Raw genomic sequence first — 10,082 nt, forward strand, 5'->3', positions numbered from 1 at the left:
TTGTTGGGTAAGACTTTTAGACCTTTTGTCAATCAAAAAGTACTGGATCTGGGAGTGATCGGGGGGAAATTTAGGCACTTTTTCCCTGAAAATTAGGTAATTGGCCACCTCAAAACTGGTAAAACCCCACACCCCACACCCTGCCCCCCTCCCTTCCCCTACACCCTGATCACTAAAAACCGATGAACCAATTAAACTTAGAAGTTGCGGGAAAAAAAGAACGTTTAGATGCTTGGATGGGGTCACACTTGCCCGATTTATCGAGATCGAGGCTGCAAAAACTGATAGAACAGGGATATATACAGTTAAATGGTCAAATTTGCACTAATAAAAATACTAAAGTTGGTCAAGGTGATCGCTTAAAGATTACCATTCCCGACAGTCAACCCCTGCAATTAACCGCCGAGGCGATCGAGCTTGATATTCTTTACGAAGACGACTATCTGATTATTATCAATAAACCTGCCGATTTAGTGGTTCATCCGGCTCCCGGCCACGAATCGGGAACCTTGGTCAACGCTTTACTGCATCACTGCCCGAATTTAGCCGGAATTGGTGGAATTCAACGCCCCGGTATAGTCCACCGCTTAGATAAGGATACCACGGGTGCGATCGTTATTGCCAAAACCGACCAGGCTCATCAACACCTACAGGCACAATTAAAAACCAAAACTGCCCGCCGGGAATACATCGCCCTCGTCCATGGTGTCCCCAAAACGGAGACAGGTACAATTGATCTGCCGATCGGTCGTCACCGCAGCGATCGGCAAAAGATGGCTATTATTGCCGTGGAAAAAGGAGGTAGAAATGCCGTCACTCACTGGCAAGTCAAGGAAAGACTGGGCAACTACACCTTAATGGAATTTCGCCTAGAAACTGGCAGAACTCATCAAATTCGCGTTCATAGCAGCCAAATCGGTCATCCGATTCTTGGGGATCCCCTCTATAGTTCAGGTCGTTCCATCGGGATTAATCTACCCGGGCAATTACTCCATGCCCATCGTTTAATTTTAGTACATCCGGTCACGGGAGAGAGCCTAGAAGCGATCGCTCCCTTACCCGCTATTTTCCCGAAAGTTTTAGCTATTTTACGGCAGAGAAACCCCTAGCGCACAAATTGCGGCATAATCTCCGCTGCTGTCCATAATCCGTAGATACCGCGACGATGTAGGGAAACCCCCGCTTTCAGATAACCGAAAGCCGGCCCGCAGACATTAGCCGCCATACTGGTTTCATCACCTAAGGTGAAGGTATGGGTGGAAATTTTGCCTTCAAAAGTCCGCCCCGTGACTTTAACATTGGTACTCAAGGGCTTTTTCGGGTTGCGCGTATCCACCACACCCCCGACGGAAACCCGATCGCGTCCACAGATTCCGGCTAATTCCAGCATAATATCGTCTGCGTGTTCCATATTTTCGAGGCTGAGAATGCCATTGGTTTTATTTAACAGCATTTCCACTTCCGCATCACTCATCCGGTGCGCCGTTTCTGGGTCGTAACCGGGTAAATGGGCGATATCTTCGCGAATGGTGGCACGATAAGCCTCCCAGTTGGCGATTCCCACGCCGAAGGTAATTTTAACGCTATGAATCTCCCCATAACTCTGGGCAGCTAGGGCGGCAGCCGCAGTTAACAGTCCGGGGGTAGCGCCGCAGCCGGTCATGTAGGTGATGCCGGCGGCTTCTAGGTCTGCTTGTAGTGCTAAGATTTGTTCCATGGCGCTGGTACGTTTGAGGGCATCGACTAAAACCCCGCGCCAACCTAAGCGAATGAAAGTTTTAGCGATATCGGCCATGAAATTGTTAGGTAAATTCGGTAAGGCGAGAAAATAGCCCTCTACATCGGCAGTTTTGATTAATTCCTCGATACTGTTCTGGCTGAGACTGCCGTAATTTTCCAGATAACCGATCGAACCCCGGTCATGATAAATTTTGTTACAGGTATTGACATCTAGTCCGTCTTTGTGGTAAGCAAAACCGGCTTTATCGGCGGCGGCAGTCCAGAGCATTTCCTGTTTGGGGGCGAGAATTCTAGCGGCGGCCTGTCCCAAACCACCAAAACCTAAAACACCGATCCGAAGGCGATCGCTGGCTATTTGTTTATTCATATTTGTTCTGATTCCTATAGACAAAATTCTATGATCTCGGCGGTCGTGGTTCGCCGTTGCATCTCCTTTATTTTCAATTTATCGCTTCAGGTCGTCTTTTTTGTGTACTTTTGTTAAATTATGCCTCCTGGGTCAAGGTTCGCCCTTGACGATGAAGAAAAGTTACGGGAAACTTACAAAAAATGAAAGTGGTTAGGTGACGTAATATAAAGTTTTGCTAAAATTTTAACCAGATTGCTACGATTAGCAAACTATCGTAAATTAAAACGATAGGGAGCTTTGCAAACCCCAGATCACGCCGAGAAGAGCTATGAGCATGGAAAGCCTAGAGTTTATCATCTATCCCGATGGTCGCGTTATGGAAAAGGTGACAGGCATAGTCGGTTCATCTTGTCAAGAGGTGACGGCGGCGATCGAGGCACAACTCGGGCAGCTGATGTCTCAAGAGAAAACCTCGGATTATTACCATCAAACCGTCAGCCAGTCAGAGAAAGTCAGCAACGCAGCCACTTTTAGCGACTGGTAATTTTTCATCTTTCCCGATCCCTTTATTTAAGCCACTGAAAAACCATGTCACACTTTAGCAATATCAAAACCAAAATCCGCGATCTATCCTACCTAAAAGCCGCCCTAACGGATATGGGTATGGAATGGAAAGAGGGTTCTCACCCTGTCAAAGGTTATCAAGGTCAAACTTTAAGCGCAGAGGTGGTAATTGAACAAGATAACAATTACGATATCGGTTTTCGCTGGAATGGTAACGAGTACGAGTTAGTTGCCGATTTGCAATACTGGCAACAACCCCTAACCGTAGAAGGATTTTTAAGAAAAGTAAATCAAGGTTATGCCTACCACACCATTCTGGCAGAAACTGCTAAACAGGGTTTTCAGGTGGCAGCACAGGAAAAAAATACTGATGGTTCTATTCGTCTAGTGGTACAACGTTGGAGTGCCTAATGGCTGATTTTTCTCCCGAACGCTCTGGTTTTGAACCAGAGTTGGGGGGATTCCTAAGAGATTCCCCCGATCGCACTGGTTTTGAACCTGAATTGGGCGGTTTACTGCGCCAGAAAGCGGTTTACGTCGATGAGGTCACTTGTATCGGTTGTAAACACTGCGCCCACGTTGCTCCCAATACCTTTTTTATTGAAGGTGAATACGGTCGCTCTCGTGTCTATAATCAGGACGGTGACGAGGAAGAAATTATTCAAGAAGCGATCGAGACTTGTCCGGTTAACTGTATTCACTGGGTTAATTATAATAATTTGCAATTCCTTGAGGAAGAACGCAAACATCAAGTGATTAAACAGTTAGGTTTTCCTCAGATTCACAAGAAATTTAGCCCCGCAGATTTAGATATCTAGGGTGGATAGGTGCAGCCTCATCCACCTATTATTTCCTAGAAGTCATGGCAGCGGCTCTCGATCGAATCTGCTACAGTTCTCAGGGGAAATAATCCTATCTCGGATTTTAACGACAATGAACACCCAACTGATTGATTCTCTCGCGCGAATTATTCTCTCTCTCTCCGAGGAAGAAAGAGAGTTACTGAATCGTAAAATTGAGAGCGAACAACGGGAAAATTTGCAGATTAACGCTCAAATTTTGGATTTAGAAACCCGTGTCAAGCAATACGAAAATCAATATCGCATGAGTTCGGAAGAATTCTCTCCTAGATTTCGTTCCGGTGAGCTAGGGGATGCTATGGATTATTTCGAGTGGAATGTTTATTATGAAATGCTATTGGCAGCTAGAAAAGAGATAAGTTTACGATCAAATTAGATGGAGATAGCCGATTATATTCCCCTAGTTAAAAGGAAATTATCTGAGAGTTCGATTGTGAACTCTTTCGCGATTGTCGATGAAAGAATTTTATTCGATCGAGGCTACTTCCGAGCGAGAGTCCTTTTAACGAACGGAGATTTTTTAGAAATTGCGGAGGCTTTTACCTCGATCAATCGACGCATCGTTACAATAAGCTATCGCTATCAATGGATGGACGCAAGCAAACAGAAGTTAAGAAAACGCTGGGATAACGTAGAACATTTTCCCGATCTACCCAATTTTCCCGATCATGTTCATGTAGGAGATGAGTTAAACGTTCAACCTGGCGAATCTAGAAATATTTTACAAATTATCACCGTAATCGAGCGCGAGATCGAGATTTTGTGGAACGCATTCTAGAAAGAAACCAAGTCCTATAACTCACCAAATTTCAAGGAAGTCGCGAGAATTATCCGCCAGTTCGCGGGGTAGGCGCGATCGGGCTGAGGGTGGAGTGGTGGGAGCGTAGCACTGGCTCTGCCAGATCGTGTATAATATCACTAGGAGGGTGTTATACGGAAAATTTTCAACTATCATCCCGGTCGAGGGCAATATACGGAAAAAATCCTTAAAAAAACCTCTATAGGTGTATTATATGGATAAAATCCATGGATTTTATAGTTGGACTGCTTCAGTCTATCAGTAGGGACGTACCCTGAAAGTTGTCTGTTAGCGGCTAAGCGTTCTCAAATATGAAAAGCATGAGCAGGTATTGAGGGTTACAAAAATGACGAACCATTTGCCTAATGACGACAAACCGTCTCAAAAGGTTAAAGCTGGCAGAGATGCAGAGGTCGTTGGGGGGGACAAAATTACAAGCACGAATATTAGTGTTTGGATTTCATTTTTACTTATCGGGGTGTTAGCTTCAGGAGGAATTGCTTGGGCAATCAATGCGGGTTGGCTTACAAAATCAGGAAATCCCCAACAGCCATCTCCTCAACGTAGCTCAAACTAAACAAGCAATACCTCGATCATCTAAATTCAAACTGGGAGTGAATTAACCTCAACTTTAGGGACTAATCTTATGCCTCAGAAAGGTGAATCTGGAAGAGATTTAATTCAAATAGGACGTGATAACGTTAAGAACTTTTTGGAAGTAAACTTTCACTCCAAAAACAAAAAAATCTCTTCTGAATTGGAGTATTATCTGGAACATTGGCATCAGTTCGATGGGGAGCAACAAGTAGATATATTTAATTCAAGCTTCAATAAGTATTGTAAAAGAATGAATAAATTGGAATCTTTTGATAACAACTTCTGGTGGCTTACTTTTGTTATAGTGTTTTTGATATTAGGTATGCTGCAGGAATCCGTACTTGTGCCATTAATAGAACGTTCATTAATATGGCGAAAGACGTTCGGAACTGTTGAGACTATCTTAAATACTACATTTACTGATTATTTTCTTAGCTTACCTGACCCGAAATATAGAAATTCAGGATTAGAACTGGATAATGCAGTTATGGGGCTAAAGATCACGTTTTATTTTGTACCGTCTCTCTCCTTAATATGTATTTTGAAGAAAATAATGAGGATTCCCTTAGCCAGAAAGGTAAATGGAGCAAGAAAAACGGCTAAAATTTACCTAAACCACTTGAATTCCTCACAAAAGAATATAGTGAAAGAAAGTTTTAAATATTATGAGGATACGGCGCGCAATCGTTTTGATGACCTTATAAAGTATGACGATCATCTGTAAATAGCAGTCTGATCTCCGATCGAGTAGAAACCCAACAACTTCTCGCAAAATTAACGAGATGGGTGTTGGATTTTGTGCCTCTACATTTATTAATAGTGCGATTGCGGCTCTGGTAACTATTGTAGAGTACGAAGCATGAAAAGTAACGCGCCGACTTATCGGATTTTCCTTCGCTATAATAAACCTATCCCTCTCAAATAACCACAAGGATACAAATGCCAGCCATATCCATGTTTTACGGAATTATTATTTATATGTACTTCATGGACAATAAACAACACCATAAACCTCACATTCATGCTAGATATCAAAATTCGGAAGTCATTGTCGCCATTCCAGATGGAGAAATTCTTGAAGGCTCTATTCCTAATGCTAAAATGAAATTACTTTCCGCTTGGATCGAGATTCATCAAGATGAATTGATGGCTAACTGGGAACTCGCTATTTCAGGACAACAACCGTATAAAATTGAACCACTGAGATAAATGATGAATCCTAGAGTTAAAGAAGTTATCCCTTTGCCCAACTATCAATTACAACTCATCTTTACTAATGAAGAAAAGAAAATTTATGATTGTTCACCACTGCTCGATTTTGGCATCTTTCAAGAACTTAAAAACCAACATTATTTTAATCAAGTAAAAGTTCTAGATGGTACGGTAACTTGGCCGAACGAACAAGATATCTGTCCGGATACTCTGTATCTTGACTCCATTTCCCAAACCTAGAACAGTTCGAGCGAGGAAACCCAACAACAAAAGTAACGCTCCCACTGATCAGATTTTCTTTCGCTACAGCCTTTCTCAGAAAGATGAGGTTAGTTATTGTTGCTAAAATACTTGATGAGTAAGGATTAATCTGTACTTCATCTCTAGGAGAAAGAGTGAGAAATTTTCTATTTACCCAGTGATTACTGTGGGGAGGGAAAAGTTAGAGGCAATCGGGGCAAAATGATAAGTATTTTATATGCAAATACCTTCAATACTTAAAAATATTTAAATTTACAATTGGTAATATTTATTAACTAAAATTCTCTAAAGCTTCAAACTGACGTAAAGCAAGACTAGAACCTTGATTCCAGCCTAATTCTACATAATAGGGGAAAAGTTTCTTGATATTTATATCGGGAAAGAGACGACTATTTTCGCTTTCTTGATAACTGTCTTCTCTGAACAGATATATTTTTAATTCTTCCCGACGATAAACCCACAATTCAGGGATTTTTAGCAATTGATAGGCCTCTACATCAGTCAGGGAAGTAAAGTCCACTTCTATAGCTAAATCGGGAGGAGGATCAACAGTTAAATCAATTCTCTCTTTGCCTAAAATTGCCTGTCTATTATCAATATAAAAACAAGTATCTGGCTCTACTCCCGCTTCCCCCGGCATTTTCAAGGTAATTGGATCAAAACATTGCCAGTCTTTACCTTGACGACGGAGGATAATTTTTACTAAATCCCTTAATGTATCAACACGATTGCCATGACTTGGTAAAGGAGACATAAGCCGAATTTCTTGCGTTTTGCGATTAAAATAGAGTTTGGGATAGGTTTTTTGGAGACGTAAATTCAGCAATCTTTCGTAATCTTCCCAAGTCTGATGCGGAAAAATAACTTGACTGCCCGGAGATAAAGATAAAGTATTTTCGTTGAGAGTAATTAGGAGCATTTTGGTAATTATCCTTGATTTTTTCCTGTGGTATTTAACTAATTTCGCTCTGGCAACCAATGCCTATCAAGCATTTGTTCAAGGGAATAGGGACAATTTAGAGGGAAATTGTGAGGAGATATTTCAGGTTTTTGCCCAACAATAAAAACGGCATCTTGATAGATTTTTTCTTGGTTATCTAGGAGATATTTTTCTAGATTTGTGCTTAAGTATCCATTTAGCTGAACTCTAAAAGTGGCTATTTCTCCTTGGCAATGCCGATGATGTAATTCAAATTCTTCTGACCAATATTGCCACAACAAAAGATGAATAATTATCTGTCTTAAAAAACTCTCAACTCGATTTTTATCCCGTTTGCTCAAAGCCTCCAACTCCTCGATTAAATGTTGAATATCCAACTCAGCTAGACGATTTTCCTTGAGGAGTTTAATTGTTTCAGTCAACCAGAGATGTTCATCTTGTTCGTAGAGAAATTGTAACTGATTTAGCCAAGTATCTTTTTTCATATTTTTTTGGCTGAGGAGACTTCTAAAACTGCTTTCGGGTAGGCAATGCGTTGATGGTGGAATTGTTGCCAAACTTGCACAAAAACCTCGGCAATAATTGGTAATTCCTCCTGACGAATACCACTATCTACTAATTGTTGATCGCGCCATCGGGCCTGAAAAATCTTTTTGATCATATCCATGGCTTGTTCTGGGGAGGCCTCTTTTAGCGATCGCAAAGCGGCCTCACTACTATCGGCTAACATGACGATCGCCGTTTCTCGCGATTGGGGAATCGGACCATCGTAGCGAAAAGCCGCCTCATCGACGAATTCTTGACCATTTTGGGCGGATTTTTGCAAAGCTTGCTGATAAAAATAGGAAATTAAGAGATTGCCTTGGTGTTCGGGAATAAAATCGCGAACCACTCGCGGTAAACCGTGTCTGCGGGCCATGACTAACCCTTCACTAACGTGCTTTTTAATAATCTCGGCGCTGACGTAGGGATCGTTAATTTCATCGTGTTTATTCGGGCCACCCATTTGATTTTCAATAAAACCGAGAGGATCGTGCATTTTCCCGATATCGTGATAGAGGGTCCCCGTGCGAATTAATTCCACATTACAGTGCAGTTTTCGGGCGGCCGCTTCAGCTAAACAGGCGACAAAAAGGGTATGTTGAAAAGTACCAGGCGCTTCCGTGGCCAAACGTTTGAGCAAACTACAATTAGGATTGGACAACTCCACCAGACGAATGGGAGTGACCACATCGAAACAGCGTTCCAAATAGGGGGATAATCCTAGGGCGATTACCGTCCAAGCTATCCCCGATAGACCATAGACGAGCGCCGTGGGTAGTAGAGTATAGATGATCGTGCTGGCCGTGGCGCTAACGATTAGGTAAGTGAGCAGATAAACACCGCCTTGGCTGACTCCGATTCCCATCCCTAGCAGCGATAATTCATCCCTGGAGCGCAATTTTGCCGCTATCATAGCCGCTAATAGTCCCCCTATCGTCCCGGCGATTAAATCGGCGCTGATACCTTGGCTGCTGAATAGGGAAAGACCGGCAGTTAAGAGGACCTGGGTGACGGCCAGAGTCGGGCCGTAGAAACTGCTGACTAATAAACCCACGGCTGCCAGATTGGTAAAGGGAATATTGGCGATCGCTAGGATCGGTGTGGTAAAACTTAGTAAACCCAAGAGAAGAAAATCCCGGTGACGCAGAGGCCGATGGAGACGCTGGGCAACGAGGCAAAAAGTCCCGATCGCACTGGTGACAAGGATTGCCGTTGACCCTAAACCCATCCAGTTAATGCCCCGTTCGCTTAAACCAAAGCCATCGATGAGAACAAACTGAGCTTGAGTAATTGTTTCGCCTGCTTTAACGATAATTTGACCGGTTTGAGCGCTAGACATGACCATATCTACCGCTTCCACCGCTTTAGCGGCTTGTTCTTTGGTTGCCTCCCGATCTTCTATCAGGTTCGCTTCTCCCTCCAGGGCCGCTAGAAGGATATTTTCGGCTAAAGACTGCTGGCGACCGGTTAGGCGATCGCTGCTAATCTGCACGGCGATGGTATCCTGTAGGTGACTGGTGGAAATCCCCGGGGGAATGCCTTGTATCAAAATCCGGCGCCCCGCTTGCAGGATGGCTTTTTCTAGGTTTTGCCACTCTCGATCGCCCATTTGGGCCACTGCGATCAGATCGGCGTATTTGAGTTTATTTAAGCTGGAATGCCGATAATTTTGGCTGGTTTGCTCCTTTATTTGCCGTAATTGCCCCAATCGATCAATAAATTGCTCAAAGTTCCCCTTGGCCACGCGCTGACGATAGGCTTGGATTTCGTCTATAGCATATTCCTGCTCTTTTGTCAAGGGTTTTGTAAAAGATTCTTCATAGTTGAGGCGGCTTTGTAGAGTTGACCATTGAGCGGCAGAAAAGGTGAGCAGCGTTCCCATTGTGGCGTTGGAAATAGTCCTGCCCATTAAAATGGAATTTTTTCGCAGAATTGGGCTAATTTGACTTAATTGCCCTAAAGTGTCTCGCAGCGATCGCTCGATCTGGGCGGTGGTTTGGGGATCTCTTTTCAGCCGGGGAAGCAGTCCAGCCCGAATTTTTTGGCGTTTGAGGGCGGTGGTTTCTTGGTCTTGAAAACGGGCATCTTCGGGGGCGATAATCGTAACCGGGGAAATAGTCCCGACGGCCAATTTCGGCTGATTATAGAAACGATAACCGACCACGCTAGTCAGACAACCGACGGTAAACAGGAAGATTAAGGGTCGTCGCAGTTTAC

Annotated in this window: 15 protein-coding genes; 10 read left to right on the forward strand and 5 right to left on the reverse strand. The window is 43.3% G+C overall.

The annotated features are described in order from the left end of the window. Positions 1-192, reverse strand: a 192-nt coding sequence (locus O9300_RS08255) for a hypothetical protein (RefSeq protein WP_287971211.1), incomplete at its 3' end; no start/stop codon positions are given. Here O9300_RS08255 and O9300_RS08260 point away from each other — a divergent pair. Beyond that, positions 183-1,109, forward strand: coding sequence for an RluA family pseudouridine synthase (locus O9300_RS08260; RefSeq protein ID WP_287971196.1), 927 nt, complete (start codon positions 183-185; stop codon positions 1,107-1,109). The genes O9300_RS08255 and O9300_RS08260 overlap by 10 nt on opposite strands. Here O9300_RS08260 and bioU read toward each other — a convergent pair. Beyond that, positions 1,106-2,107 carry a (S)-8-amino-7-oxononanoate synthase BioU gene (gene bioU, locus O9300_RS08265; RefSeq protein WP_287971199.1) on the reverse strand — a complete coding sequence of 334 codons (1,002 nt, stop codon included), beginning with the start codon at positions 2,105-2,107 and terminating at the stop codon, positions 1,106-1,108. The two genes, O9300_RS08260 and bioU, sit on opposite strands and share 4 nt — an antisense overlap. Positions 2,108-2,417: 310 nt before the next feature. On the opposite strand from bioU, the gene O9300_RS08270 reads away from it, so the two are divergent. The 9 genes from O9300_RS08270 to O9300_RS08310 all read left to right on the forward strand — a co-directional run bounded on the left by O9300_RS08270 (position 2,418) and on the right by O9300_RS08310 (position 6,361). Then, positions 2,418-2,633 (forward strand): DUF2997 domain-containing protein, encoded by a 216-nt coding sequence (locus O9300_RS08270; RefSeq protein WP_002752708.1) that lies wholly within the window; start codon positions 2,418-2,420, stop codon positions 2,631-2,633. Between the two features lie 44 nt (positions 2,634-2,677). Further along, positions 2,678-3,064, forward strand: coding sequence for a DUF1257 domain-containing protein (locus O9300_RS08275; RefSeq protein ID WP_287971201.1), 387 nt, complete (start codon positions 2,678-2,680; stop codon positions 3,062-3,064). Further along, on the forward strand, positions 3,064-3,471 hold the full coding sequence (locus O9300_RS08280) for a ferredoxin (RefSeq protein WP_002734255.1): 408 nt from the start codon (positions 3,064-3,066) through the stop codon (positions 3,469-3,471). The genes O9300_RS08275 and O9300_RS08280 overlap by 1 nt, the downstream gene beginning before the upstream one ends. 115 nt (positions 3,472-3,586) lie before the next feature. After that, positions 3,587-3,889 carry a hypothetical protein gene (locus O9300_RS08285; RefSeq protein WP_149973990.1) on the forward strand — a complete coding sequence of 101 codons (303 nt, stop codon included), beginning with the start codon at positions 3,587-3,589 and terminating at the stop codon, positions 3,887-3,889. Then, on the forward strand, positions 3,890-4,291 hold the full coding sequence (locus O9300_RS08290; protein ID WP_502846393.1) for a toxin-antitoxin system TumE family protein: 402 nt from the start codon (positions 3,890-3,892) through the stop codon (positions 4,289-4,291). It begins immediately after the preceding gene. Between the two features lie 367 nt (positions 4,292-4,658). Beyond that, positions 4,659-4,889 carry a hypothetical protein gene (locus O9300_RS08295; protein ID WP_024969123.1) on the forward strand — a complete coding sequence of 77 codons (231 nt, stop codon included), beginning with the start codon at positions 4,659-4,661 and terminating at the stop codon, positions 4,887-4,889. A 69-nt stretch (positions 4,890-4,958) separates the two neighbouring features. After that, entirely contained in the window at positions 4,959-5,633 is a 675-nt protein-coding gene (locus O9300_RS08300) for a hypothetical protein (protein WP_287971204.1), read from the forward strand. 215 nt (positions 5,634-5,848) lie between these two features. After that, positions 5,849-6,118: a type II toxin-antitoxin system toxin DhiT gene (gene dhiT / locus O9300_RS08305; protein WP_158199476.1), complete on the forward strand. Its 270-nt coding sequence runs from the start codon at positions 5,849-5,851 to the stop codon at positions 6,116-6,118. Between the two features lie 3 nt (positions 6,119-6,121). After that, a complete protein-coding gene (locus tag O9300_RS08310) occupies positions 6,122-6,361 on the forward strand; it encodes a DUF2442 domain-containing protein (RefSeq protein ID WP_286825019.1) in 240 nt (79 codons plus the stop codon). Between the two features lie 292 nt (positions 6,362-6,653). Here O9300_RS08310 and O9300_RS08315 read toward each other — a convergent pair whose 3' ends face one another. The 3 genes from O9300_RS08315 to O9300_RS08325 form a co-directional block, all read right to left on the reverse strand. Beyond that, on the reverse strand, positions 6,654-7,301 hold the full coding sequence (locus O9300_RS08315; protein WP_287971206.1) for a Uma2 family endonuclease: 648 nt from the start codon (positions 7,299-7,301) through the stop codon (positions 6,654-6,656). A gap of 38 nt (positions 7,302-7,339) precedes the next feature. Next, a complete protein-coding gene (locus O9300_RS08320; RefSeq protein ID WP_287971208.1) occupies positions 7,340-7,807 on the reverse strand; it encodes a DUF29 domain-containing protein in 468 nt (155 codons plus the stop codon). Continuing rightward, positions 7,804-10,082 (reverse strand): HD family phosphohydrolase (locus O9300_RS08325; protein ID WP_287971210.1); only part of this gene is annotated, 2,279 nt, incomplete at its 5' end. The genes O9300_RS08325 and O9300_RS08320, both read right to left, overlap by 4 nt.

The organism is Microcystis sp. LE19-195.1E (assembly GCF_027532095.1).
GTDB lineage: Bacteria > Cyanobacteriota > Cyanobacteriia > Cyanobacteriales > Microcystaceae > Microcystis > Microcystis aeruginosa.